This window comes from Acinetobacter sp. YH12120, from assembly GCF_013418795.1.
Lineage (GTDB): Bacteria > Pseudomonadota > Gammaproteobacteria > Pseudomonadales > Moraxellaceae > Acinetobacter > Acinetobacter towneri.
Genome location: NZ_VPBI01000017.1, coordinates 21,849 through 48,444, shown reverse-complemented (window position 1 = coordinate 48,444; position 26,596 = coordinate 21,849). Strand labels below are relative to the sequence as shown.

Sequence of the window (26,596 nt, the reverse complement as noted above, 5' to 3'; positions counted from 1 at the left end):
CAAACTCTTCAGTTAAAATCATTTTGAAGCTTTAATCTAAACTTCCAAATCTGGCTCATCAATTTTCTGACTTAAATTTCGCTCAAATAAACTTCGAGTAATTTAAACCAATCAATCAATGAAATATCTTCGATCAATCAATCAGTAAAAATCCACACAAGTTGTTCTTCATAATCTCTTAATGATTTCCTGTTATTTCGTCAATAACAGCACCAATTCAATCAACACTGCGTTGGTGTGTTGCGTATTCTATACAGTTTTTGAATAGACGCAATATATTTTTTAGTTTTTTTTCAAAAAAAGCACCATCCGCCCAAATTTTAGACGCATTTCATATTTTTATCACACTTTTCTTATAATTTGTCTTTTTTTCGCACGTTACTGGATTGGTTTTTAAATAAATCCTTTTAAGGCGATAACAAAAAACAACCAGCTCAATGGAGCTGGTTGCAAATCAACATTAATTGGCTTGTTCTGCAAGCCATGACATGAATTTTTGTCGCTCTGCTTTAGTGGCTTGTTGCCACAATTGAATCAATTGTTGCTCTTTGCCCTGTGTTTGTTTTGCTGTAGGCAATGTTACTGAAGTGGTTTTCTCAGATGGCAACACTGCTGCCGCGGTATAAACTGCTGCTGGCTGATTGACCGCAGCACTATTTTGAGTGGTATCTACAGTTTTATTAAGCCAACTACCACCTAACCAACCAGTTGAGTTTGCTTTAGCACCTGTTTGTTGTACCAGCAACTGATTCTTTTGATTATATAAACCAACGCTTGGTTGATCTTTGAATTCTTTTGCAGCATCGAAGTCTTTAGGTGGATTTACCAAAGCGAGTCGATAGTTTTCGCCATCTTGAAGAATTGGGGTTTTGAGTGTAATGACGCCTGATTTTAAAATATCGTGCGCACCATTATGATGTTCAAAATATTGTTGATAACGCAAGTTAATGACATTTTCACCCGCATTGACTTTCACTTGCTGTGCAGAACTGAATAAACCTGAACGAATTTGTTGATCATTTACAGCGAGCAACTTAATTTCTTCAGGTACTGCAATAGTTACTGCTGAAAATGCTGAACTACAAGCCATCAATGCAATACTTGCTATGCCTAATTTAAATGCCATATTTCACTCTATATCATTTATTAAAGTTTGATTGCACTATGCAATGTATAAATGACAGTTTTATGACAATTCATGGGTTTAGGCATTTGCACATGAATAAGTAAGTTGTAAGGCACATCACTACCCCCAGAAACAAAAAAGTAGGATGAATCATCATCCTACTTTTTTGTCTGTGCAGTATGTGTTGCTAGAGCTTAGTTAAAGCTTTTGAAACGTGCTGCATCATCCATAAATGTTTTTTCACCAGCAGGTGCTTCAATTGAACCAAACACTAATTGTGCACGTAGTTTCCAGTTTGCAGGAATGTCATAAGTTTGCGCAACTTCTTCATCTACGATTGGATTGTAGTGCTGTAATGATGCACCCACATTGATTTCAGATAAAGCTGTCCACGCTGCGAATTGTGCAATCCCTGTCGAATGTTCTGACCATACTGGGAAGTTGTCTGCATATAGCGGGAATTGCTCTTGTAGACCTTTTACAACATCTTGATCTTCAAAAAATAAAGCTGTACCAAAACCTGCAATAAAGCTATTAATTTTTGCTTCAGTGTTTGCAAATGCTTCTGCAGGAACCATTTTATGTAAAGTTTCTAAAACGATGTTCCAAAATTGTGTATGCGATGCACCGTATAAAGTCACAACACGTGAAGTTTGCGAGTTAAATGCAGATGGGCTTAAACGAACTGCTTGTTTGATTGTACTTTCAATAGTTGCCTGATCTACAGAAACATTTTTACCAAGTGCATAGATTGAACGGCGTTTTTCTAATTGATTTAAAAATGACATTTTTAATTCCTCTGCAGAATTTTGTATAAATTAATTGATACAGCGATATTAAGCTTTTTATTCAGCATAAACATTACAAAAAATACGACAGTGTGTTTTATGTATAGAACGATTATAGTTATATAAAGTGACAAATGTATGTGACTGCATTTAGGGTCTGTTGACATTTCATAAATGGCTTGCGCTGTAGGCTAAAACTGAGCAGATCAGGCATGAAACGCAGGGAATAGCGAGACTATTGCCAAGTTTCATAACGCAATCTGAGAAAGTTTTAGCCACAGCCTGAGCAAAAACAAGCACTGCTTTGTTTGCAGCGCAAGGCGCAGCGAAGGACGAGCATATTTTTTGCTGCTATTGCGTTATGAGTCAGTCATTTAGAATGACTAAATTTCCTGCCTCATGCCTTATATCAGCTAAAAAATATGCGTAGTCGCAAACATAGACGAATTGTCAACAGACCCTATTACCTTTTATTCTATAGATACAGTCTATTGCAATATAAATATGCTGCGGTTCGCTCTTTGTAGCACATAATAATAAGCTGATTTGACCAATCTTCATCAAATGCTGTTATTTAAGCATAGACTTTAAATTGATTTTGATAGTGTGCATGACTCCGTTCGGTTACTTCTTCTTCAATTGATCCAAAAACGAGTTGTGAACGTAACAACCATGTATCTGGAATATCAAAATGCTCTGCCACAGCACGGTCTATGTTTGGATTATAATGCTGTAAAGATGCACCCACGCCTGAATCTGCCAATGCTGTCCACACTGCAAATTGCGCCATGCCTGAAGTTTGCTCCGACCAAATTGGAAATTCTGCAGCATTAAATGGAATTTTCTTTTGCAATTGACGAATCACTTGTTGATCTTCATAGAACAATACCGTGCCAAAAGCTGCTGCACATTGTTCGATTTTCATTTTAGTACCTGCAAAAACCTGCTCTGGTACAAACTGACGTTGTACTTCCTGTACTAAATTCCAAAATTTTTTATGTGATTCAGAAAATAAAATAACCACGCGCGTACTTTGTGAATGATGTGCCGATGGACAGCTACGCACAGCTTCCTGAATCAGCTCGGTCATATAAGTTTGGCTAAAATGAACGCGTTTTCCTAAAGCATAAATACTACGGCGCTTTTTTAATTGATCGATGAAAGTCAGTTCATTTGCGTCATAGTTCGGCTTTTTCTTAAGCTTAAAGTCTTTCGTGATATCTGCTGTAAGCACATGACCAATTTTATTTAACAGTGTCATTTTGACTTCCCCAAAAAACCAATCAAAATCAATCTAATATTTTTTCTTATTCTATATAGACGAAAGTGCTTTTATTCACATTCGTATTTTTAGCTGCTGCTTTTTACAACACTCAAACCCGCTAAAAACAACAAACTCCGCATTTTGCGAAGTTTGTGTGAAACTTACAGCATTTTACATTTTAGCTTTAAAACTTAATTCAAAACTTATTTTTCAGTTTCAAACAGTGCTGCAACAAATGCTTTGGCTGAGAATGGACGTAAATCATCAATTTTTTCACCCACACCAATAAAGCGAATTGGCACATGGCTACGGCTTGCAATGTTAAATAACACGCCGCCTTTTGCAGTGCCGTCCAGTTTAGTGATGGTGATGCCTGTTAAGCCAACAGCCTCATCAAACATTTCAACTTGGTTAATGGCATTTTGACCCGTGCCTGCATCCACAACCAACATCACTTCATGCGGTGCAGTCGCATCAATTTTTTGCATCACACGCTTAACTTTAGTCAATTCTTGCATCAGGTTGCTTTTGTTATGCAAACGTCCAGCAGTATCTGCAATTAACACATCAATGCCTTTGGCACGCGCACTTTCAAACGCATCGAAAATAACAGAAGCACTGTCTGCACCGTGACCTTGTGCAACAACGGCAACATCGTTACGCTCACCCCAAATCTGCAATTGTTCTGTCGCTGCAGCACGGAAAGTATCCCCTGCGGCCAACATGACTTTTTTACCTTCGCCTTGTAAGCGTTTCGCTAACTTGCCAATGGTTGTGGTTTTACCTACACCATTCACACCCACGACTAAAATCACATAAGGGGTTTTATTGGCATCAATATGTAAAGGTTTTACCCGTGGCGCAAGCAAAGCCACTAATTCTTCTTGCAAAGCCTTATATAAAGAATGTGAATAAATTAAGTCGCCACGCGCAGTACGCTCGGTCAAATTGGCAATAATGGTTTTCGTTGCATCTACACCAATATCTGCAACCAACAGTTGTTCTTCGACTTCTTCTAATAATTCATCATCAATTTCTTTACCGCCAATCAGAATATTCACCATGCCATCGGCAAAGTTTTTACGGGTTTTGGTTAACCCTTCTTTCATGCGACTAAAGAAACCACCTTTCGCAGGCGCATCCGTGTCTGATGATGTTTCTGCAGCATGTTCAGAGGTTTCTGCTTGTTGTAGAGGTGTTGTTTCAACAATCGGAATATTTACCGCTGGTAAATTCGGTAATGTGACATCATCATCTCCGATATCAGCATCAATCAAAAATTTATTTTGCCCATTAGATTGCTGTTGCATGCCGAATCCTTGAAAAGCATTGCGTTAAAAAATCGGATTCTAACATAAACCAATTGCTTTTACCTCGTATTCCAACCACATAGCCGCATACAAAAAAATACCTACAGCAATCCTTGCCTTTCCGCTTTAATTTCTGAAAGATAAGCCGATAACGATTGATCTCCACTTGCTTATGTTCCAATTTTCGATGAAGTCTGTTTGTGCGTTGCTTTGGGGTTTAACAGCTTCGATTAGCCATGCTGAAGTTTTAGCTGCGAATAACACTTTTGAAACCACACTCAACAATGGTTTAAAAGTCATTATCCGTGAAGACCATCGTTCTCCCATGGTGATGACTCAAATTTGGTACAAAGTGGGCAGTAGCGATGAGTCCGGAAATACACTTGGGATTTCGCACGTACTTGAACACATGATGTTTAAAGGTACAGCCAAGGTGCCGAATGATGAATTTACCCGTTTAAGTCGTATTTATGGTGGCAGTGTCAATGCAGCAACCTTTACCAATTACACGAATTATTATCAGCTCTATCCCAAAACTTATTTCCCACTGGCTTTAGAGTTGGAAGCCGACAGAATGAGTAATTTGTTACTTCGCCAACAAGACTTTGAGCCTGAAATTAAGGTGGTAATGGAAGAACGGCGGCAACGTACCGATGATAATCCACGGGCTTTGGCTTTTGAACGCTTTAAATGGATTGCCTACCCAACCAGTCATTATCGCCAACCCATTATTGGGCACATGAAAAACTTGCAAAGCATTCAGCTGCAAGATGTACAGGCGTGGTACAAAAAATGGTATCGCCCCAATAATGCTATTCTAGTGATTGTGGGCGATGTAGATCATCAAGCCGCATTGTTGCAAGTCCAAAAGTATTTTGGAGATATTCCGAAAGCACCTACGCCACCGCGCAATGATGTGTTGGAGTTTGAACAATTAGGTTATCGGCACATGGAATTGTCTGCGACTGTGCAAGTTCCTAATTTATATATGGCTTGGAATGTCGGTTCATTGGCAACAGCTAAAAATCCTCAAAATGCCTTCGCGCTCACTATCATCAAACAACTGTTAGACAGTGGAATTACTTCACGTTTAGAACAGCGCTTGGTCAGAAACAATAAGATTCTTAGCTCAGTCAGTGTCAGTTATGACCCGTATCAACGTGGGGATAGTTTGTTTAGTATTTCAGCATTGCCTGCAGCAGGTGTAACGTTAAGCGAAGCACAGGTCGCGATTCAAAACGAAGTGGATACGCTAAAACAGGATTTGGTCAATTCAAGTGAAATTGAGCGCGTGGTGACTCAATTTGTGGCCAATTGGATTTATAGTCAGGATGATTTGGCAGGACAAGCCCGAACCATTGGCAATTTGGAAGTCAATGGATTCAGTCACCGTTTAATCGATGTTTTACCACAACACTTCCAAGCGATTACTGCCCAGGATCTGCAACGTGTTGCGCAAAGTTACTTTAACAAAGACAGACTTAGCACCTTGTATTTATTACCTCAAAGCACAACACCTTAAACTGTGATTTTCATGAAAAAACATCTATTCAGCACGCTTATTTTAAGCACTAGTTTTAGCCTATGTTCTGCTGGCTTTGCGATGGAAACTGCCACCAGAGCAGCGCATGATTTTGCTGAAACAGATGTAAGTACGCCTTTACAATCTTTGAGCTTGCTGCACAGTTTAAATGCCGTAAATGAATTGGTCGATGTTCGCGCTCCACAGGTATATGAATTAAAAAATCATCGACACGTACGCACTTTATTTGTCGAAAATCCTGCTTTGCCAATGGTTGATATCCAACTGACTTTTAATGCAGGTTCTGCCCGCGATGCAGAAATTGAAAAAGGTTTATTTGGCGTTGCCAATATGGCAGCCCAACTGATTGATGAAGGCACCAAGCGTTATAAGGCAGAGGAAATTGCCGCAGCCTTTGAAACCACAGGCGCACGTTTTAGTACCACGGCGTACCGCGATATGTTTGTGGTACGGCTAAGAACACTGTCTGATCCGCAGAAAATGCAAACTGCCGTCAAAATGATGCTGGAAATACTGAAACATGCAACTTTTGAGCGTTCTAATATCCAGCGTGTGCAAAGCAATACACAAATTGGGCAAAAACAACTGCAAGAAAATCCAAGCCGTTTAATGAATATTCGCTTATATCGCGCAATTTACGGACAACATGCCTATTCAGAACCCATTACAGGCACCAATGGCAGCATCAAACGGATTCAACCAAAGCACTTACAACAATTTAGAGATCAGTTTCTGGTCGCGCAAAATATGAACATTGCCATTACAGGCAAATTAACCTTAAAAGAAGCAGAAAAACTTGCCAATACCATCAGCGCACATATTGCCCAAGGTGTTGCAGCAACAGCTTTGCCACAGCCTACACCTGCAACACGTTTCAACATCCAGCATATTCCCTACCGGTCACAACAGGCGCATGTCAGTATTGCACAACTTGCGACTACACGGGATGATCCTGACTATTTGGCTTTAGAAATTGCCAATAAAATGCTGGGCGGCAGCAGTTTCAATTCAATTTTGATGAAAGAATTACGAGTAAAACGTGGCTACACTTACGGTGTTAGCAGTTCGTTTCGTTTTACCCAAGCAGCGGGTTTGTTTAGCTTAGGCTATTCTACGCGCCAAGATCAGTTACTCGATAGTATTCAAGTCGCTCACCAGAGCTTAATTCAGTTTGTACAACAACCTATGAATTTAGAACAATTAAAAGAAACCAAAGCAGGTTTAATTCGTGCATTTCCGAATCAATACAGCAGCAATGCCAGTATTAATGCCCAGCTTGGGCACATCGGTTTTTATCGACTTCCTGCAAATTATTTAAGTGATTATGCAGAACGAGTGGAAAAAGTTACCGCTGAAGATGTGCAACGTGCAATTCGCAAACATTTGCATCCTGATCGTTTAACTTTAGTAATTGTGAGCGAACATTTAGATAAAGCCGCATTGGTAAAAATGCTGCAGGACAATTTACTCGCACCAACATCTTTAACACCGACACCGCACAATATGAATAACATGCCAACAGAAAAAATTACTCTTGCACCAAGGCAGGAAGTTGTTGAGCCCGATCTTGCTCCATTTGATGTGCCTGCATCAACTTTAAATAATGCACATAACGAATCGGACGTTGATTGAGTAAATGAACTGCCATGTCTTGGGTATTGGCATACATAGATTGTTGTGACAAACGCTCAACATTTTGAAATTGTTGCACCCCAACTGGGCGATAAAGCGCAACACTTGCTAAAGTTAAAATAATAAAAATGATACTCAGCACAACAATATTATAAATTTGCTCGAGTTTCAGTTGAGAAATAAATTGAATCGTTTTTTGAATTGCGTTGTGCATGACCTACCTCTAATCGCCTTAGTGTAGGATGCCCTTGTGAGATGTACAAGTTAAACAGCTCAATTTTACTGTATCGTCACAGTAAAAATTGAGCCTTTTTCTACAAATTCTACAAAGGATTTAGCTTTAGCCAATCGTGCCACGAATTACCGCAAAGTATAAAACCAATGCAATGACTGCAAGCACCAAGAAAATAGCAAATACACTGACACCGCCCTCTGCTTCGGCAGGATGCAGTTCATCTTCATCGGCAATACGGAGTAATTCACCATCATAATTACGATAAAACTCTATACGATCGCTTCGCTCTAAAGTTTTAGCAAAGTCAGCCACACGTTTACGTTGCGCCAAGCAGTATTCACCTAAATGAACATCTCGACGGAAAATTACCTCATCTAGTTTTTTACGGTGATGATGTGCCAACTCAATAATTTGAGAAGTCAATGGAGGTACATCAAAAGCACATCCGTCTACGGATCTTGTCATGTTGTTCTCCTTTTTTATCATGCTTAGAGCTTTAGTTTAATCAAAATTAAACTTGTTCAATGTTTAATCATGTAAACTTGAAATATGCTCATTAACCCCGATAATTATTTGACAATTCAATCAAATTGTAATATTAGTTTAACAATAAAGCGTTAAATTGATATGAAGCCTAAAAGGTAGGCTTAAATAAGTAATCATAATTACAATAAGGAGTTTAATATGATTCAAACGATCTCTCACCATGACTTAGAGCATGTTTATGCAAATGCAGTAAACACGATTCATTCACAAATGAACTTCCAAGACGCGGTAAAACAACTCGAAGAAGCTGCACGTGCAGGACATGGTAAAGCGGCAATGTTCTTAGCAGAACTGTATTATCAAGGTTTCCGCGTAGAACGTGATTCATTGAAAGCGCAATACTGGCAAAACATGGCCACCATGCAAGCATAATAAAACGTCACTTAGGTGGCGTTTTTTTTGACCCTTTTTTTAGATGCTCCAACCATAAATACATATTTGTTTACGATTTTAAGCAAAGCTTAAACGGTATATTCATCAATTCTTTTTACAATATAGCCAAATTTTACAACCTTGCTTGATTATGAATCAGATTAACCAACTCCACCCTTTACCAAAGGATTTTCTGCTTAAAGTTACACTATTAAAATCAATGATGTACTGCGGTGTACTTTGGGGTTTATTCCATCAAGGTTGGGCAATGAGTTCAGATCACGATGATTATATTTTCCCTTTTTGGTTAAATGCGGTACAAGCGCATAAATATGCTGCTAAACACTGGCCACAATATAGTCCTCGTAAAATTTCCGCGCAGGATTTTGAAACTTTTTTATTACCAACGCTCACCCGTTTAAATGTCACACCAACCTTGTTTGGTTCGTCAAGTCAAAAAATTAAACTGACCACTTCACAAATGAAGCATTTCTTTTTTAATGAACCTGCGTTAAATATTGCTTAAATAAAAACTGAATAGAATTGACGTAAAAATCAACAATCGTGACTCTAAAGTATTTGCAATTTTTACAATTCACGTTACTTTAAAAGTCAAACAATAAACAACAAATCAGGACACAGAATATGACCAAGGTAACTCACGTTTTACAAGATAAAGCACATCACGAAATTTACACAATTCGCCCAGAAGCAACGGTTTTAGAAGCAATTAGTTTAATGGCTGAAAAAGGCATTGGTGCGTTGGTGGTTACCGATCAAAACAATCATGTGGTTGGTATTCTGTCTGAGCGTGATTACACCCGTAAAGTTATTTTGATGGAACGAACTTCTAAAAGCACAACGGTTAGTGAAATTATGACTGCTAAAGTACTGACCGTGACCAAAAACACCAGTGTGAAAGAATGCTTAAACTTAATTACTGACCATCATTTACGTCACTTACCTGTACTTGAAGGTGAGCAGTTGGTAGGTTTAGTGTCGATTGGTGACTTGGTGAAAGCGACTATGGATGATCAACGCAAACTGATCGAGCAGTTACAACAATATATTGCAAGCTAAGTCACTGTTTTATAAAACCTGCAAAATATAAAGTAAAGATAAACAAAAAAACCGCCTAAACTTACACATTTAGGCGGTTTTTCATATTCAGTAGAATTAATTCAAACCTAATTTTTCTGCTACATAGTCTGAATCTTTATCACCACGACCTGAAAGATTAACCACAATTTTCACGTTTTTTGCCATTTTTGGTGCTTCACGTAATGCCCACGCCACCGCATGTGAGCTTTCCAAAGCAGGTACAATACCCTCTACACGTGACAACGTCATAAAGGCATCTAAACATTCTTGGTCAGTTGCCGTTGAATACTCCACGCGACCAATGTCTTTTAAGAAGCTATGCTGCGGCCCCACACCCGGATAATCCAAACCTGAAGCAATTGAATGTACTGGCAATGGCTCGCCTTGTTCATCTTCAAGCACATAACACGCCATACCGTGTAATTGACCCGGTTTACCCAAAGTTAAGGTTGCAGAGTGCTGATCTGTATCTAAACCATGACCTGCAGGTTCTACACCCACAAGCTTAACTTCTGGGTCATTTAAGAATGCGGTAAATGCACCCACTGCGTTTGAACCACCGCCCACACATGCCACGATATAATCTGGATTTACTCCAAAGCGTTCTTGGCTTTGCATTTTAATTTCATCACCTATAATAGATTGGAAATCACGCACCATTTTTGGAAATGGGTGTGGCCCAACCACAGAACCAATCGCATAAATAAAGTTTTTTGGGTCTTTTAAATATTCTTCAAAAGCGCTGTCCACTGCATCTTTTAAAGTGGCTGTACCGCGGGTCACTGAAATCAGGTTGGCACCTAGAATTTTCATTTTCACCACATTCGGGTGTTCTTTTTCAATATCCACCTGTCCCATGTGAATTTCACACGGAATTCCCACTAGCGCACATGCCGTCGCCAAGGCTACCCCGTGCTGTCCCGCACCAGTTTCTGCAATGACTTTGGTTTTACCCATATATTTGGCTAGTAATGCCTCGCCTAAACAGTGGTTAATTTTATGTGCACCAGTATGGTTTAAATCTTCACGCTTTAAATAAATTTGCGCACCACCTAACTGTTCAGATAAACGCTTGGCATGGAATAAAGGACTTGGACGGCCAACATAGTGAGCAAACAAATCTTTTAATTCATTCTGAAATTCTGCCGTTTTACGAATTTCCTCATAAGCAACGTTAATTTCATCCATGGCTTCTTTTAAATGTGGTGGAATAAACTGCCCGCCATATTGCCCGAAAAAACCGTCTTCATTCGGTAATGCGATGCCATTGATTTGATGATCCATATCGATCCCCTCAGATTGAAATTCACGTTGCCTATCGTGTCTGCACTTACTTAGTCTTCGCCTAACAATCACTCAAAAGTTGAGTGATATTGACGAAAATGACGATTAACGCGCCAAATATTTAGTCATATCTTCAATGCCTTTTAAAGTCATTGGATACATATGATGTTCAAAAATTTGTTTAATTAAACCAATGGTATGTGTGTAATGCCAATAGCCTTCCTGTTCAGGATTCAGCCATGCGGTTTTTTCAAAATGCTGACGCAGACGTTGTAACCAAACTTGCCCTGCCTCATCATTCATATATTCTACCGAACCACCAATCGAATTCAGCTCATAAGGTGCCATACTCGCATCACCGACCACAATTACCCGATAGTCGCGTCCATAGGTATTAAATAAATCCCACGTATTCATACGGGTACTGCTACGGCGTAAATTGTCTTTCCAAACATAGTCGTATAAACAGTTGTGGAAATAAAAATATTCGAGGGTTTTAAACTCAGTTTTGGCCGCACTAAACAGTTTTTCACATTGGGCGATGTGTGCATCCATCGAGCCACCCACATCAAACAACATCAACACTTTGACGCGATTACGACGTTCTGGCACCAATTGCACATCTAAAATGCCCTGTTTGGCAGTTTCTCGGATAGTGCCATCAATATCCAATTCTTCAGCTGCACCTTGACGGGCAAATTTACGCAAACGACGCAGTGCCAATTGCATTTGTCGTGTACCTAAAATCTGTTCATCGTCTAAATTTCGATACTGACGCTGCTCCCAGACTTTAACAGCTGAACGCTTACGTCCAGGCCCACCAATGCGTACACCTTCAGGATGATCACCAAAAGCACCAAACGGTGATGTACCGCCCGTACCAATCATACGGTTGCCACCCTGATGCTTTTTATGCTGCTCGCGTAAACGCTCTTCCAGCATTTTCATCAATTCTTCTAAAGAACCTGCTTTTTTCAGCTCTTCGCGTTGTTCTGGCGTGAGATGTTTTTCTAATAGTTCTAAGTCGAACCAGTCTTTAGGCAATTGATGAACTTGCTGCAGTAAATCATCTAAATCAAAAGTGGAAATGCCATCAAAATAATCTTTCATGGCACGGTCAAACTTGTCAAAAAAACGCTCATCTTTGACCATGACGGTTTTAACAAGTTGATAGAATTCATCTTGATCTGCAAAAACCAGACCCGATGCCACCGCCTGATTTAAGTCAATCAATTCACGTGTGGTGACAGGTACACCGTAACGTCGCAAGGTATAAAACAAGCGCACGAACATGGCGTTGTCCTCCCTTAACGGCGCGACATAAAGGCTAAACGCTCAAGCAATTGCACATCTTGTTCATTTTTGATTAATGCACCGTATAAAGGCGGAATGGCTTTGCTTTTATCGCTATTACGCAAAATATCTTCCGGCATGTCATCTGCCATCAATAGGCTTAACCAATCAATTAATTCAGACGTAGATGGTGGTTTTTTTAAGCCCGGAACTTGGCGCAATTTAAAGAAAACTTGTAAAGCTTCTGAAACCAATGTGCTTGAAATATTCGGGAAATGCACATCGATAATATCGCGCATGGTCGCTTCATCTGGGAAATCAATATAATGGAAGAAACAACGACGTAAAAAAGCGTCTGGCAGCTCTTTTTCATTATTTGATGTGATGATCACGATTGGACGTTGTGTTGCCGTAATGGTTTCGCCTGTTTCATAAACATAAAACGACATTTTATCGAGTTCATGTAGCAGGTCATTTGGGAATTCAATATCTGCCTTGTCAATTTCATCAATCAACAACACACAGCGTTCTTCGCTGGTAAATGCTTCCCACAATTTCCCGGGTTTAATATAGTTTTTAACGTCATACACACGGTCATCGCCCAGTTGGCTGTCACGCAAACGCGACACTGCATCATATTCATATAAACCTTGCTGCGCTTTGGTGGTCGATTTAATGTGCCATGTAATCAACTTTAAACCCAAACTTTTAGCAACTTGCTCTGCCAATAAGGTTTTACCTGTACCTGGCTCACCTTTCACCAAAAGCGGTTTTTGCAAAGCACGTGCGGCTTTCACCGCAAGTTTTAAACTATCAGTCGCAATGTACTGATCTGTACCCGAAAATTGTTGCGCATCAACAGACATGATTTTACCTTAATTGTTTTAGTTACAGTGGTGAGGTATTTTTCTTGGCTTTATAAGTCGTTTGTTTAAGACAGTATCTTGACCAGAAATAACCGATCAATAAGCCAAGACCGATCACAAATAAAATGGCAGATAAATTAGACCAAACCAATGGGGTTTCTTTGGTTAAAACACCAAAAAGAAGTCCAAAGATGGCTGGGGCAAGTGCTGCATTGCTGCCTTCTGATACTGTTGGGGTAAGTAAAATTGCAAACAGCACAATCCAAGTGATACCACCTAACGGATTGGGCAAGCGTTTGGCAATTTCGTACCAGCACCATAAAATAATGGCACTCCCCAACAAATAAACAGAAACAGCAATTGCAGTTTCAGGAATTGAATCCAATCCAGTCATCACACTATTCATTTCTCAACTCCTGAATAAAGCTTAAGCACCACGTAAACCTTCTGGTTCAACGGCATTTGGGTTAATTAAGCCTTCTGGTGGCACTTGAATAAAGAAGCCACGTGTTTGAATAGAATCCATGACATGCAAAACATTCACACGTGCCAACTTACGGCTTTCAGACAGTTGCAAATCCATTACAAATGTCGCACGACCAAATGCAACTCGCATTGGCTCAGGTAAAACCTCTAGCGGGTTAAACGCTTCTGCTTGATCTTCAGTTTGCTCAGGACGGGCGATGTATAAATACATCTCATCTTTTTTGCTCGATTTATAAATTGAACAGTGCATAAACAACAAAACTCTAAAAACTCAGGCAAAGGATACAACAAAAAAAACCGAGATACATTAACCATTATTAACGCATTGGTCTATGTTTACACTCAAACAAAGAATGGCGTGAAAATTCATCCATTTTCAGGTGAAAAACGGCTTTATTTAAAATGTGGATCGGTTTGATTTATTCAGCAACTTTCATCTGACCAGACAAATAACGCTCGTCGGCATGTAAAACTTCAATTAAAGGCTTGGTGAGTAATTCATAACGCCAACCTAACAAATAGTTAGGCAAATCTTGCTCATCGTTATGAAATACCACATGCTGATAAAGCGCATTGAGCCATTTTTTACGCAGCAAAACTTCTTTTGGAATTTGAGTTTCCTGTACGGCACGTTGAATCACCTGTTCTACATTTTCGCCCACTTCTTTTGAAGAATGACGAATTGGTCGCGCCATACGTAATGGCCATTGTGATTGATCAGGCAAATATTTAATTAAATCTAAAATAGTTTTGCCATGTTCACGCACAATATGCGCACGTAAATCTTTAATAGTACTGAGCTGGAACTGATTTTTAGGATTTTTCTCGACCAAGTCCAGCATAGTAGAATTACGCAAAATAAAACTACGTGGTTGGTTTAAGGCTTTTACCATTTGCTCACGCCAAACGGCCAATTGTTGCAATTGCATGAGTTGACGGCGTGAATGACGATAGTTGCCCACATCCTGATACAACAACTCTAAAGGTGTTTCTTCACCAATTTCCTGAGTTAAATTGCGGCAATCTTCTTGTGCAAAATCCAGTAAATAATTTTGTTTTAAGTCGGTTTGTACCTTATCTGCCAATTGCATTAGATACAGCACATCATTGGCAGCATAATTTAACTGCTCATCGGACAACGGACGTGCAAGCCAGTCTGAGCGAGTTTGCCCTTTATCAATATCGACATTGAGCATGGTTTTTAAAGCGTTTTGATAACTGACTTGTAAACCATGCCCTAAAAATGACATGCCAACTTGGGTATCAAACACGTTATCTAAGTTTTTTTGCTGCGCATAATGATAAATTAAATCAATATCTTCACCGCAGGCATGAAAAATATTTTGCTGCGCTTGAAACAGTTTTTCCCAAAATGCACTTAAATTTAAAGAAGTGCCATCTAACAAATAGACCTGATCATTCACATTAATTTGGAATACACCCAATTTTGGCCATAAAGTATCGACCTTAATAAATTCGGTGTCTAAACCATAAATGCTGTTTTGGCTCATTAATGCCAAGACATTTTCAAAGTCTTTTTGTTGGTGAATAAATTGGAACATAGCGAGCAGGTAAAACAGGATTCTCTAGGGGTTCATTTTAAACATTAAATAGCATTTAGCTATAAAAATATGTCCAGTATTTTCAATTTTTATCTTATTTCTAAGTCGATACAGTGAAAATTTAAATTTTTTATCGTTTTTTTATCTTAATTTGATTTTTTATTGGCTTTAAAGGCAAGTAATCATTTTTGTGGATGATTTATCAAATGACTATTCACATGAAATAAGCACCTAAATGCTTATTTCATTCGCATCCGATTATGCACCGCCTGACTTAAAGTATGACTATCGACATATTCAAGTTCACCACCTTGCGGCACACCTTGCGCAATACGGGTCATCTGCACAGGCAAATGTTTGGTTGCTTCTACCAAATAGTGTGCTGTCGCTTGACCTTCTACGGTTGCATTGGTCGCCAAAATGACTTCAGTAATGTTGCCATCACTTAAACGCTGAACCAAATACGGAATACCAATTTCGTCAGGCCCAATGCCATCTAATGGCGATAAATGCCCACCTAAAACATGGTATTTACCACGGAAGCTGCCGCTTTGCTCAATCGCCATGACATCGGCTGGAGATTCCACCACGCAAAGCAAGTGTGCATCACGATCATGTGAGGCGCAAATATTGCAGACTTCATCTTCCGTTAATGAGTGACAAATCGAACATTCATGAATATAGCTAGTGGCTTCGTTCAAAGCATGAGCCAAACCGACTGCACCTTCTCTATTTTTCATAATCAGGTGCAATGCCATGCGTTGAGCCGATTTTGGCCCAACACTTGGCAAAATGCGTAGCGCTTGTACCAGTTGATCAAAACGATCACTAAACATACGCCGTTCCTTAGAATAAACCTGCCAAGCCTGGTGGCAAGCCCATGCCTGAGTTTGCAGACTTCATTTTTTCTTCAGCAATTGCTTCAACTTGACGGGCAGCATCATTCATTGCAGCGGCAATCAAATCTTCAATCATGTCTGCATCGTCTTGCAATAATTCAGGATTGATTTCAATGCGTTTGACCACATTACGGCAAGTCATAGTCACTTTCACTAAACCACCACCCGCTTCTGCATGCACTTCAGTTTGCGCAAGTTCTTCTTTGGCTTTTTTAATGTTGTTTTCCACTTCTTTTTGCATGCGCTGCGCTTGCTGCATCAACATATTAATGTTCATAAAAATCTCCGAACAAATGATCTATTGAGGGTCTGTTGACAATTCGTCTATGTTTGCGACAACGCAAGCCATTTATGAAATGCCAACAGACCCTAGTTTTTAAATGAGGTCTAAACCGCGCTCGATGTCGCGAATAATATCATCAATATCTTCCAAGCCAACAGAAACACGAATTAAACCTTCGCTGATACCTGCTGCTTGTTTGGCTTCTGGGGTCATTCTGCCATGCGATGTTGTTGCAGGATGAGTAATGGTTGATTTTACATCGCCCAAATTACTGGTGATAGATAGGAAGCGTGTGTTGTCAATCACAGTCCACGCGCCTTCACGCTCGCCTTTCACCACAAAAGATACAACACCGCCAAAGCCAGACTGTTGCTTTTTCGCCAACTCATGCCCCGCGTGATGCGGCAAGCCTGCATAATACACTTTTTCAACTTTTGGATGTGCATCTAGCCACTCTGCAAGTTTTTGTGCGCTGGCACAATGCGCTTTCATACGCAGGCTTAATGTTTCCAAGCCTTTTAAGAAAATCCATGCATTAAACGGACTTAATGAATTGCCCAAGGTACGAATAACGCTGTTGATTTCTTCGACCAACTTGTCTTTACCAACAACCGCACCACCCAAAGCACGCCCCTGACCATCAATATATTTGGTTGATGAATAAATAATAAGGTCTGCACCAAATTTTAGTGGTTGTTGCAAAACGGGCGTACAGAAAGTGTTATCTACCGCAAATAACGCACCATGTGCATGTGCAATATCGGCAATCGCTTGCAAGTCACCCACCTGAGCCAATGGATTTGATGGTGTTTCAATAAATAACAAACGCGTATTTGGACGAATCGCTTGCTTCCAACTGTCTAAATCTTCTAAATCAACAAAAGTGACATCGACACCAAACTTCATCACGTATTTTTCAAATAGTGAAATGATCGAGCCAAATACAGCACGTGAACAGACTACATGATCACCCGCTTTAAGATAAGCCAAAGTGATCGCATGAACGGCCGCCATACCCGAACTTGTCGCAACCGCACGTTCTGCACCATCTAATACTGCCAAGCGTTTTTCAAAAGCCTGTACAGTTGGGTTGGTATAACGTGAATAGGTATTGCCTTCAATTTCACCTGAGAATTTTGCAGCTGCATCGGCAGCATTTTCACAAACAAATGATGAAGTCAGGAAAATTGGCTCACTGTGTTCGCCTTCAATTGTACGGTTGTGTCCGGTACGAATTGCCAAAGTATCTAATTGATATTCAATGTCGTCGTGTTGACTCATCTTTACTGCTCAGCCCTAAACTTAGTCCTAAGACCTGTTTGTTAAATAATTGCCAACATTTTGAGCGCCAAGCGCATTTAAGGTCAAGGTAAAATGTATAAATATCGCTTAGACTTCATTCAAATCGGCGCCACGTGTGATGGAACACCTCATGAATCAGCTACAAAGAAAATTTAATCCGCACCGAAAAAAGCTTAAAAACCTCAGCACTCGCTTATTTAAAAGCCGTGATTTGATCTTATCTCAGACCACGCCATACGACATCGTGGCACGTTATAAGTATGCGCAGATTCGCTATTACGCTTCGCCAGATAAGCAATATAAAGAGCCGCTGGTTTTTGTTGCGCCTTTAGCAATTACCATGTCGATTTATGACTTATATCCTTATCGCTCTTTAGTGAAACATTTTCAGCATAGCGGTTTTGATGTGTATTTGGTTGATTGGGGACAATTGACCTATCAACATTGTCATTTAAATTTTATGGCTTTTATTCAGGATGCAATCCCTAATTGTATTCAACTCATTTTACAACACGCCAAAGTCGAACAAATTTCACTACATGGTTGGAGTATGGCGGGTATTTTTGCCATGCTTTATACCGCCGACCAACAAACAACTCATATTAAAAACTTGATGGTTTTGGGTAGCCCTGTAGATAGCTATGCTTCGGGGCGGGTTGGTAAACTCTTTCAACTGACCAATCAACTGATTTCTAAATATCCCAAATTGCAACATGCCTTTTATTCAGGAAAAATTCCAAAGCATTTAATTCATACACCGGGTTTAATCAATGCGATTGGTTTTAAGATTTTAGACCCTAGAGCATGGCTGGAAAGCAATAAACAGATGCTGTCGAATCTGCACGACTTACAAACCTTGCATGAAAACGCAACTTTAGCCAATTTTTTAAATAATATGATTGATTATCCGGGTGGGATTAATCAGGACATGGTATTGAATGTATGGCTGCAAAACCCACTCAAACAAGGTCATATTCAACTCAAACAACATCAGATAGACCTTAAAAATATTCATTGTTCACTTTTGGTCGGTGCGGGTGATAGCGATCAAATTGTCACTGCTGAAGCTGCTCAACCTTTATGTGAATTGACAAGTAGTACCGATGTCACGTTTACTCTTATTCCAGGTGGACATTTGGGTTTAATGTCCAGTCAAAAAAGTGCCAATGAATTCTGGCCTAAACTGACCACTTGGTTAGAACAACGATCTAGCAAAATTGCATAAAGAGAGCAAAAACATGATTCAATCTGTTGCATTTATTGGCTTAGGCGCAATGGGCTACCGCATGGCAGCCCATTTACCTAAACATTTTGATACGGTCTATGTCTGGAATCGTAACTTTGCCAAAGCCGAGCAACATGCTGCTGAATATGGCACACAAGCGGTTGAATTGGCTCAAGCGGTGCAAGCAGATATTATTTTTTCTTGCTTGCCCACCAGTACCGAAGTTGAAAACCTGATTGCACAAGTTCAACTTAAAGCAGGTTCAGTCTGGGTCGATTGCACCAGTGGCGTACCCGAAAGTGCTAAAAAATTGGTACAACAACTTGAAACACAACAGATCGACTTTTTAGATGCACCTGTAAGCGGACAAACCATTGGTGCAGAAAATGCCACATTAACAGTCATGATTGGCGGTAAAGCTGCTGCTTTTGAAAAAGCCCTACCTGCAATTCAGGCTTTTGGTAAAGTGATTCAGCATGTGGGTGAACCTGGTGCTGGCTTTGCCGTAAAAGCGGTGAATAATATGTTAATGGCAGTGAGTTTGTGTGCTGCAGCTGAAGGTTTTACCACCTTAAAAGCACATGGCGTAAACTTAAATCAGGCCTTGCAATGCATAAATGCTTCAAGTGGTAAAAGCGCAGTAACGGAAATGATTTTGCCGCAGCGAGTACTGAATCGCGCTTTTCCAAATACTTTTGCACTCCCTTTACTGGCTAAAGACACAGGTATCGCATTAGATTTAGTCCATGAAGCAGCTTTGCCTGCACCTGTATTGGCTTTAACCCAAAGCCTGATTCAAGCAGCGAATTTAACCGCAGAAAAAGACAGTGATTTTTCCACTGCTGTGAAAATGTATGAATTATGGAGTAATATTACCCTAGAGTAAGAACTCGCCATTGAATATACAGCCATAAACCCAATAATGTGTATTAAGTGGCTAGTCACACCATCATTAAATAGAGGAAACTCTTATGAACAAGTTTAGCATTGCCGTATTTGCAAGCCTTGCAACTTTAATTGGGGCAAGTTCAACTACTTTTGCATCTGAACAAGAATGTCAGAAACTGAAAAATGACCACGATGTTATTTATGCATCTAAAGGGTTCTGCTTCAAAGACCCAGAAGCTAAAGCACGTTTTGGTAATGACAACTGCTATACAACCAAACCTAAGTTTTCTGAAAAAGAACAACAACGTCTTGACGCAATCAAAGAACGTCAAAAAGAACTGAACTGTAAATAACCGTTCTGAAATATCAAAGCTGAATTTAAGGAATCATAATGGCTTACGATGATCAAAATATTTTTGCAAGAATTCTACGTGGCGAACTTCCTGCAATTAAAGTGTATGAAGATGACCAAGTTCTTGCGTTTATGGACATCATGCCGCAAGCCGATGGTCACACTCTTGTGATTCCTAAAACGCCTGCGGTGACTTTACTGGACTTACCTGCAGATGCAGCAGCATATACCATTCAAATTGTGCAAAAAATTGCAAAAGCAATGCAGCAAGCTTTGGGTGTAGATGGTATCGTGTTAATGCAATTGTCAGGTACAAGCGCAGGTCAAACTGTCCCCCACGTGCATTTTCACTTAATTCCGACGTCGGTACATCAGCTTGGGAAACATGCTGCACAAATGGGCGACCAAGACAAAATTAAAGCCCAAGCGGAAAAAATTAAAGCAGCGCTTTAAATATTTCAAAAGTGTCATACAAAATGAATGGAGCAGCTGCTCCATTTTTTTGCATTCAGCTTTCTTCATTCATTTATATCACCATTTATGACACTAAGATGTCTTTCCCTTTGCAATTAAGTTATTTATTTCACATATTTTTCTATAAATAAAAATGTAATCATTAAAAAAATGCGAATAAAAGTAAGTTTTTGATCTAATTTGTTCTTTTTAATAATTTTGAAATATCTCCTTAATATTACTGTCGCATTTGTAAGGAATACTTAGCACCAATAGAGAACAGCAGTAGATCTACCCTACTTCTGAACAATGTTTAGGACTAAAAACAATAGTCTGTATTGGAGCTACACATGAAAAAAACGCTTTGCGCATTAGCAGTTGGGGCAACCTTCTTAACACCAGCATTAGCTATGGCTGCTGATGTTAAAGTTTATGGTCGTGCACACGTATCTTTAGACTATCTTGATGATGGTAAAGACTATAACGAAGTTGGTCTTTCTTCTAACTCATCACGTTTAGGCTTCAAAGCTGAACAAAAATTAGAAAACGGCATGACTGTTTTTGGTCAAGTTGAACAAGAAGTTAACTTTGCTAGCGGTAGCCAAGATGGTAAAAGCGTAGACTTTGCTACTCGTGATACTTTCGTAGGTTTAAAAGGTGACTTTGGTCAAGTACGTGCAGGTCGTTTTGACAGCCCATTTAAAGTTGCTCGTGGTCCAGTGAACTTCTTTGGTGATATGGTTGGTGACATTCGTAACGTAACACGTGTTAGTGATAATAAGTTTGATGAACGAAATGAAAATACCGTTGAATATAAATCTCCTAAATTCGGTGGTGGTTTTAACGTACTTGCAGCTTTATCATTACATCCAAGCACTTCAATTCCCAAAGATGCAACGACCGGAGAAGGTCAGGACGACAATAAAGCTTACGATCTGGCTTTAACTTATAAAGAAGGTCCTGTTGACTTTGCAGCTGCTTATGAACGCTATGAAGAAAACTCTGCAATTGGCTCGGGTGAGCGTGATGGATTCCGTATCGCAGCAGCATACAAAATCACACCAGAACTAAACTTAGGTGGTTTATACCAATATCTTACACACGACTTGGAAGGTACTGCAACCAAATATGCTGATGCACAAGTATTTGGTGTAGCGGCAGACTATAAAGTAGCACCAAAGACTTATGTACGTGGTCAGGTATTCCACCGTGACGTTGATACCGAAGATGCAAACTCTACACTTTTAGCAGTTGGCGTGGAACATCGTTTAGACAAGGCTGTACGTGTATACGCAAACCTTGCAACCATGTTAAATGATAAAAATGCTGATCTTACTCCTTGGAAAGAAGGTCGTAGCTTTGGTAACTCCGTAAAAGGTGCTAAAGACGAAAACTCAACAGCTCTTTCTTTAGGTTTCCGTTACGACTTCTAAGTCTGAACCAAACTTAAAACATAAAAACACGCTTCGGCGTGTTTTTTGCATACTTAAAAAACCAAATAAAAACTAAGCCAACAAACTTGCTGGCTTAGTTTATTCAAGTCAGTTTTGCAAAGCTGAATTTTTCAATATTAACGCTTTAAAAATCCAGACACTAAATTCATCACTTGTTGAATATCATCATTGGCTTCTTGTTTGCTAGTTTGCTCACCTTGTGGTGTCAATGAATCAATAATTTGCGGCAATACTGTAGAAATCGCATTATAAATATCTTGCTTTGGCGCCTGAGTTTGCTGTGCGACCTGCTCTACATCGGCATCATCAAATAAACTTTGTACTTGTTCAGTACCTACATGCGCATTTTCACCTGGGCCTGTAGACACCCAATCATCCACCTGACTGGTTAAGCCTTGTCCTTTGAGTTTATCCAAAGCACCTTGCAAGCCACCCTGTTTTTGAATCCATGCCAACACCAAAGGCAAAACTGCAATCAATAAACTTTGTGTACCTGAAGCACCTGTAGCAGAACGCTGTTGTTGCCCACCTAACTGACCTAGTACCGAACCAAGAATGCCACCCAAGCCGCCTTGCGCAGATTGTTGGTTATTACCACCAAGTTGCCCCAAAACCGAACCTAAAATACCACCCAATCCACCTTGAGATTGATTAGATTGCTGATTCGCGCCCAATGCCTGCTTTGCTAAAATTTCAACAATATTGCTTAAATTGGTCATTTTATTTTCCTCATAATGCCCTTATGACAGCATACGAAGTTTTGACTGAATTGCGCACTTGAAATTGTTAAATTTTACAATATTCTAAATTTGTTAAGCAGTTATCATTATTAGGTTTTTATGAGTTTAATGCACCACTTACCAACGGAATTTATCCCAATTTTCAGGGTTTGCCCAAAACTTAGAATTAAACCAATCAGGCACGTGCTTATAAGTCAAAATATTAAATTGCCATAAGCACAAATGATGCTGCTCAAAGCGATGTTCAATCAATTGCGTAAAACCAAGCGCTCTAAGCAATTGCTCATCTTCATGCGCAGCAATCACCACAATACGCTTTGCCAATAAGTCACGGAGCTTCACCAAAATTTGTGATGTGTGTTGTGGTGTCTGCGCAGCAAAATCGGCAGCATCTAAAAATACAACTGCCAAATCAAAACGTTGGGTAAAAGGCAGATTTAAAAATACCAATGCGCTAAAATACTGCCATTGGATAGTTGGCTGCTCATCAGCCGCTTGATTGTTATACTTCGGGCTTGCTTCAATATTTTGCCCTATACACAATGCAGTAGAAATTGGCTGTTGTTGAGATAAATCATCAATTAATGCTTGAATTAAACGCATTTCAGCCATCACTGCATTCCTTCATTTTCGAGAGAGTATTCTTATGGAACTACAAGGCATTTGCCATAAAATGCACGCAGGTCTTAAGGACCATAGTGTAACTGATGAACAGGTACACAAGGCAAATGTTGAATATAAATTTATTCTAGACCGTGCAGAAATTGACCTGCCTTTTCAGCTTGGGCAAGAACTTGAACTGGAATGGACGGGCAATATTTATTGTGTTTCTTGTGGTGTGAAAACACCAAAATCCTATTCGCAAGGACATTGTTTCAAGTGTTTTAAAACCAAAGCATCTTGCGATATGTGCATCATGAAGCCTGAGACCTGTCACTATCATTTAGGTACCTGTCGTGAAGATAGTTTTGCTCAAGAAGTCTGCTTTCAACCGCACATCGTATATTTAGCCAACTCAAGTGCTTTAAAAGTGGGAATCACCCGTTTAGGTCAAATGCCAACACGTTGGTTAGATCAGGGCGCAACCCAAGCCTTACCAATTATGAAAGTCGGCTCACGTCGTTTATCTGGGCATTTAGAAGTTATGTTTGGTACACAAGTCGCAGATAAAACCGACTGGCGCAAACTACTCAAAGGCGAAGCAGAGCCTCTAAACCTGATTGAAGTGCGGGAACAACTAATTGAAGAATTTGCACCTAAAATTCAGACCATTCGTGATGAGTTTAGTCAAAACCTTGAATTCAACGAAACGGTAGAGCTTTTAGATCAGGAACTTCCGCGTGAATTTGTGTACCCTGTAGAACAGTATCCTGAGAAAATTAAATCACATAACTTAGATAAAACCCCAATCATTCGCGGCAAACTGCAAGGAATTAAAGGGCAATACTTAATCTTGGATACAGGTGTCATCAACATTCGTAAATACACAGGTTATGAGCTAAAAATTCGCGCTGAATAAATCTTGAAACTGCTTGTCTAATCATTTTAAATGCACAAAAAAACCAGCAAATTTGCTGGTTTTTTTGTAGATGTTCATCACTTATTTGATTTTCGCTTTCGATTTCAAATATTGCGTATAGTCATCTAGCTCTTGTTGAGCACGTAATTGTTGATACAACTGCGCTAACTCTTTCAGTTGCTCAGGCGTTAAAGCATTCGATGTAGTATCGTTTACATTTGATACAGCTACCACCACCAATTCATTTGGTATAGATGCTGTTGTTACTGACCACATACCATCTTTAGGCGCAAGCACACTAAATGCAGCACGTTCAATTTCACGCTTTAACAAACCATCTGCACGGGTGAATGTGCCTGCATTTTCAAAACGGATTTGGTTTTTCGCCAAAACGGTCGCTGCAGGTTGAGTTTTAAAGGCATCCAACGCAGCTTGAATATCTTTTTTCGCTGCATCAAAGGCTTTTTTCTCAATCAGTTTAGCTTTTACGCGGGGTGTTGCTTCTTCTAAAGTTTGCACACCTGCGGCATGGTAATTACGCACTTTCACCCATACCACATCGCCATTGGCTAAAGTAATGTTACTCGATGCGTTGCGATCGCCATTTTTCACATCATCATTAAACAATTTAACTTTGACAGATGGCTGGCTTAAAACAGGATGCTGCGCCGCCAAAGTTAAACCATTAACAGATTCGACTTTGGCCGTTTTCACTTCTTCTGCCACAACATCTAAAGCATCACTACTCACCACCAATTCATTTAAGCTGTTGATGGTATCGGTATACGCATTTTCAGTTTTGGCTTTTTGCAACTCTGCCATTAAACGTGCTTTTTGAGTTTCAAACGCAGGGACTTGAACTGTAGCACCTTCTGTTTGAATCACATGATAGCCATATTGAGTTTTAATCGGCTGTGATACTTCACCAGATTTTAAGCTACCCACGGCTTTGTCAAAGGCATCGCCAAATACGCCTGCTTCATAACCTGCAACCTCACCACCTTTGGCTTTAGACTCAGGATCATCCGAATACTTTTGTGCAGCTGCAGTAAAGCTTGTACCTTGCTTAATTTCAGCTGCGGCTTGCTCTGCAAGTTTTTTAGCTGCGGCATCATCACGCGCATCGGTGGTGATTAAAATATGTTTCACTGTCGGTACAGCAGCACCTTTTTGAGTTTCGACAAACTTTTGATAAGCCTGTTGTAACTCTGCGTCAGTGACAGCCGTATTTGCAGGTGCAATATTGGCTGGAGTCACCACAATGTAATCGACATCAACGCTAGCAACCTGTTTAAAGGCATTGGCGTGCTGTTCATAATACGCAGCAATCTCTTGTGCATTTGTGGTGATGTTTTTCTTGTAGTCATCTAACTTAATGCTAGATAAATGCAAAGTACGTTGCTGGGTTTGTAAATTGGCAATTTGCTGAATATCAGACGGGCTAACTAAAGCATAATCGGTAAAGCTAGCACTCAGCATTTTTAGCGCATGGTCTTGGCGTAAATTTGCCACAAGCGCCTGATTGGTCATGCCTACAGATTGCAGATAGTTCGCATACAAGCTTTCAGAAAACTTGCCATCTTGTTGGAAATTCGGTTGCTGTGCAATCATTTGTTCAATTTGTGCATCGCTCAAAGAAATCCCTAATTTCTCAGCTTGTTGTAATAACAAGGTACGTGCAACCAACGTATCTTTGGCTTTGTTTTGAATATAATTTTGATTCAATAGTGTTTCATCACCATTGGTATAGGCCAAGTATTGTTCTTTCAAGGAATTGGTCAGATTATCTAATTCTCGTTTTGAAATTTGCTGACCATTGACTGTTTGTGCAGTGTCTTCAGACTGACCTCCACTAAAATATCCTTCAATACCTACAAGTGCTAAAGGGGTCAAGAACAAGACGAGCAAAACTTTGCCCAACCAACCCTTAATAACTTTACGAAAAGATTCCATAAGTATTCCAATATTTTATTTGTGCGAGATTTTAACTGAAAACCCTCAACGAATGAATGCGTTGAAGCCGTTTATTGACATTATTAATAAAAAACGCGCCAATTGGCGCGCTTTCTTGGC

Annotated in this window: 29 protein-coding genes; 11 read left to right on the top strand and 18 right to left on the bottom strand. The window is 39.8% G+C overall.

The window, feature by feature from the left end; all coding sequences use genetic code 11:
* Positions 1 to 460: 460 nt before the first annotated feature.
* The 4 genes from FTU58_RS10980 to ftsY all read right to left on the bottom strand — a co-directional run bounded on the left by FTU58_RS10980 (position 461) and on the right by ftsY (position 4,488).
* On the bottom strand, positions 461 to 1,126 hold the full coding sequence (locus FTU58_RS10980) for a DUF2057 domain-containing protein (protein ID WP_004976580.1): 666 nt from the start codon (positions 1,124 to 1,126) through the stop codon (positions 461 to 463).
* A gap of 194 nt (positions 1,127 to 1,320) precedes the next feature.
* Positions 1,321 to 1,914: a nitroreductase family protein gene (locus FTU58_RS10975; RefSeq protein ID WP_004976581.1), complete on the bottom strand. Its 594-nt coding sequence runs from the start codon at positions 1,912 to 1,914 to the stop codon at positions 1,321 to 1,323.
* Positions 1,915 to 2,488: 574 nt separating this feature from the next.
* Complete coding sequence (locus FTU58_RS10970) at positions 2,489 to 3,175, bottom strand: nitroreductase family protein (RefSeq protein ID WP_096901452.1); 687 nt, start codon at positions 3,173 to 3,175, stop codon at positions 2,489 to 2,491.
* 206 nt (positions 3,176 to 3,381) lie between these two features.
* Entirely contained in the window at positions 3,382 to 4,488 is a 1,107-nt protein-coding gene (gene ftsY, locus FTU58_RS10965) for a signal recognition particle-docking protein FtsY (protein ID WP_004976589.1), read from the bottom strand.
* Positions 4,489 to 4,675: 187 nt separating this feature from the next.
* Between ftsY and FTU58_RS10960 the strand changes: the two genes are divergently transcribed.
* Positions 4,676 to 6,010, top strand: a complete 1,335-nt coding sequence (locus FTU58_RS10960) for a pitrilysin family protein (RefSeq protein ID WP_225530726.1) — start codon at positions 4,676 to 4,678, stop codon at positions 6,008 to 6,010.
* A gap of 12 nt (positions 6,011 to 6,022) precedes the next feature.
* Positions 6,023 to 7,663 (top strand): pitrilysin family protein, encoded by a 1,641-nt coding sequence (locus tag FTU58_RS10955; protein WP_131261451.1) that lies wholly within the window; start codon positions 6,023 to 6,025, stop codon positions 7,661 to 7,663.
* Here the strand turns inward: FTU58_RS10955 and FTU58_RS10950 are convergent.
* A complete protein-coding gene (locus tag FTU58_RS10950) occupies positions 7,560 to 7,877 on the bottom strand; it encodes a hypothetical protein (protein WP_004976594.1) in 318 nt (105 codons plus the stop codon). The genes FTU58_RS10955 and FTU58_RS10950 overlap by 104 nt on opposite strands.
* Before the next feature lie 126 nt (positions 7,878 to 8,003).
* Positions 8,004 to 8,363 (bottom strand): hypothetical protein, encoded by a 360-nt coding sequence (locus FTU58_RS10945; RefSeq protein ID WP_004976597.1) that lies wholly within the window; start codon positions 8,361 to 8,363, stop codon positions 8,004 to 8,006.
* Between the two features lie 219 nt (positions 8,364 to 8,582).
* On the opposite strand from FTU58_RS10945, the gene FTU58_RS10940 reads away from it, so the two are divergent.
* From FTU58_RS10940 to FTU58_RS10930, 3 genes are all read left to right on the top strand, one after another.
* Entirely contained in the window at positions 8,583 to 8,816 is a 234-nt protein-coding gene (locus FTU58_RS10940) for a hypothetical protein (RefSeq protein WP_004976599.1), read from the top strand.
* 151 nt (positions 8,817 to 8,967) lie between these two features.
* Positions 8,968 to 9,342 (top strand): DUF2750 domain-containing protein, encoded by a 375-nt coding sequence (locus FTU58_RS10935; protein ID WP_004976601.1) that lies wholly within the window; start codon positions 8,968 to 8,970, stop codon positions 9,340 to 9,342.
* Positions 9,343 to 9,461: 119 nt separating this feature from the next.
* Entirely contained in the window at positions 9,462 to 9,896 is a 435-nt protein-coding gene (locus FTU58_RS10930) for a CBS domain-containing protein (RefSeq protein WP_004976604.1), read from the top strand.
* 96 nt (positions 9,897 to 9,992) lie between these two features.
* On the opposite strand, the gene trpB is transcribed toward FTU58_RS10930, so the two are convergent.
* From trpB to FTU58_RS10885, 9 genes are all read right to left on the bottom strand, one after another.
* On the bottom strand, positions 9,993 to 11,201 hold the full coding sequence (gene trpB, locus FTU58_RS10925) for a tryptophan synthase subunit beta (RefSeq protein ID WP_180062427.1): 1,209 nt from the start codon (positions 11,199 to 11,201) through the stop codon (positions 9,993 to 9,995).
* 105 nt (positions 11,202 to 11,306) lie between these two features.
* On the bottom strand, positions 11,307 to 12,494 hold the full coding sequence (locus tag FTU58_RS10920) for a VWA domain-containing protein (RefSeq protein WP_179990181.1): 1,188 nt from the start codon (positions 12,492 to 12,494) through the stop codon (positions 11,307 to 11,309).
* Between the two features lie 14 nt (positions 12,495 to 12,508).
* Complete coding sequence (locus FTU58_RS10915) at positions 12,509 to 13,360, bottom strand: MoxR family ATPase (RefSeq protein ID WP_004976610.1); 852 nt, start codon at positions 13,358 to 13,360, stop codon at positions 12,509 to 12,511.
* Between the two features lie 22 nt (positions 13,361 to 13,382).
* The gene (locus FTU58_RS10910; protein ID WP_096901448.1) at positions 13,383 to 13,766 is read right to left on the bottom strand and encodes a hypothetical protein; all 384 of its coding nucleotides are present in this window, start codon (positions 13,764 to 13,766) and stop codon (positions 13,383 to 13,385) included.
* A gap of 21 nt (positions 13,767 to 13,787) precedes the next feature.
* Complete coding sequence (locus FTU58_RS10905) at positions 13,788 to 14,096, bottom strand: YcgL domain-containing protein (RefSeq protein ID WP_004976615.1); 309 nt, start codon at positions 14,094 to 14,096, stop codon at positions 13,788 to 13,790.
* Between the two features lie 169 nt (positions 14,097 to 14,265).
* The gene (locus FTU58_RS10900; protein WP_096901447.1) at positions 14,266 to 15,408 is read right to left on the bottom strand and encodes an HRDC domain-containing protein; all 1,143 of its coding nucleotides are present in this window, start codon (positions 15,406 to 15,408) and stop codon (positions 14,266 to 14,268) included.
* A 239-nt stretch (positions 15,409 to 15,647) separates the two neighbouring features.
* Positions 15,648 to 16,244, bottom strand: a complete 597-nt coding sequence (recR, locus tag FTU58_RS10895; protein WP_019837914.1) for a recombination mediator RecR — start codon at positions 16,242 to 16,244, stop codon at positions 15,648 to 15,650.
* A gap of 10 nt (positions 16,245 to 16,254) precedes the next feature.
* Positions 16,255 to 16,584 carry a YbaB/EbfC family nucleoid-associated protein gene (locus tag FTU58_RS10890; protein ID WP_167845987.1) on the bottom strand — a complete coding sequence of 110 codons (330 nt, stop codon included), beginning with the start codon at positions 16,582 to 16,584 and terminating at the stop codon, positions 16,255 to 16,257.
* A 99-nt stretch (positions 16,585 to 16,683) separates the two neighbouring features.
* Entirely contained in the window at positions 16,684 to 17,871 is a 1,188-nt protein-coding gene (locus FTU58_RS10885) for an O-succinylhomoserine sulfhydrylase (RefSeq protein WP_167845986.1), read from the bottom strand.
* Positions 17,872 to 18,022: 151 nt separating this feature from the next.
* Between FTU58_RS10885 and FTU58_RS10880 the strand changes: the two genes are divergently transcribed.
* The 5 genes from FTU58_RS10880 (at position 18,023) to FTU58_RS10860 (ending at position 22,243) form a co-directional block, all read left to right on the top strand.
* Entirely contained in the window at positions 18,023 to 19,117 is a 1,095-nt protein-coding gene (locus tag FTU58_RS10880) for an alpha/beta fold hydrolase (RefSeq protein WP_131261453.1), read from the top strand.
* Positions 19,118 to 19,130: 13 nt separating this feature from the next.
* The gene (locus FTU58_RS10875) at positions 19,131 to 20,003 is read left to right on the top strand and encodes an NAD(P)-dependent oxidoreductase (RefSeq protein WP_180062426.1); all 873 of its coding nucleotides are present in this window, start codon (positions 19,131 to 19,133) and stop codon (positions 20,001 to 20,003) included.
* An 85-nt stretch (positions 20,004 to 20,088) separates the two neighbouring features.
* A complete protein-coding gene (locus FTU58_RS10870) occupies positions 20,089 to 20,358 on the top strand; it encodes a YARHG domain-containing protein (RefSeq protein ID WP_004976631.1) in 270 nt (89 codons plus the stop codon).
* A gap of 38 nt (positions 20,359 to 20,396) precedes the next feature.
* Positions 20,397 to 20,810, top strand: coding sequence for an HIT family protein (locus FTU58_RS10865; protein ID WP_004976632.1), 414 nt, complete (start codon positions 20,397 to 20,399; stop codon positions 20,808 to 20,810).
* 350 nt (positions 20,811 to 21,160) lie between these two features.
* Positions 21,161 to 22,243, top strand: a complete 1,083-nt coding sequence (locus tag FTU58_RS10860) for a porin (RefSeq protein WP_004976633.1) — start codon at positions 21,161 to 21,163, stop codon at positions 22,241 to 22,243.
* A gap of 137 nt (positions 22,244 to 22,380) precedes the next feature.
* On the opposite strand, the gene FTU58_RS10855 is transcribed toward FTU58_RS10860, so the two are convergent.
* Together FTU58_RS10855 and FTU58_RS10850 are read right to left on the bottom strand one after the other, a co-directional pair.
* On the bottom strand, positions 22,381 to 22,983 hold the full coding sequence (locus FTU58_RS10855; protein WP_180062425.1) for a YidB family protein: 603 nt from the start codon (positions 22,981 to 22,983) through the stop codon (positions 22,381 to 22,383).
* A 138-nt stretch (positions 22,984 to 23,121) separates the two neighbouring features.
* On the bottom strand, positions 23,122 to 23,616 hold the full coding sequence (locus tag FTU58_RS10850; RefSeq protein WP_180062424.1) for a DUF6231 family protein: 495 nt from the start codon (positions 23,614 to 23,616) through the stop codon (positions 23,122 to 23,124).
* A gap of 34 nt (positions 23,617 to 23,650) precedes the next feature.
* Here FTU58_RS10850 and FTU58_RS10845 point away from each other — a divergent pair, with 34 nt between their 5' ends.
* Positions 23,651 to 24,523 (top strand): DUF2797 domain-containing protein, encoded by an 873-nt coding sequence (locus FTU58_RS10845; protein WP_180062423.1) that lies wholly within the window; start codon positions 23,651 to 23,653, stop codon positions 24,521 to 24,523.
* A gap of 81 nt (positions 24,524 to 24,604) precedes the next feature.
* On the opposite strand, the gene FTU58_RS10840 is transcribed toward FTU58_RS10845, so the two are convergent.
* Positions 24,605 to 26,476 (bottom strand): SurA N-terminal domain-containing protein, encoded by a 1,872-nt coding sequence (locus FTU58_RS10840; RefSeq protein ID WP_131261456.1) that lies wholly within the window; start codon positions 26,474 to 26,476, stop codon positions 24,605 to 24,607.
* Positions 26,477 to 26,596: the final 120 nt, after the last annotated feature.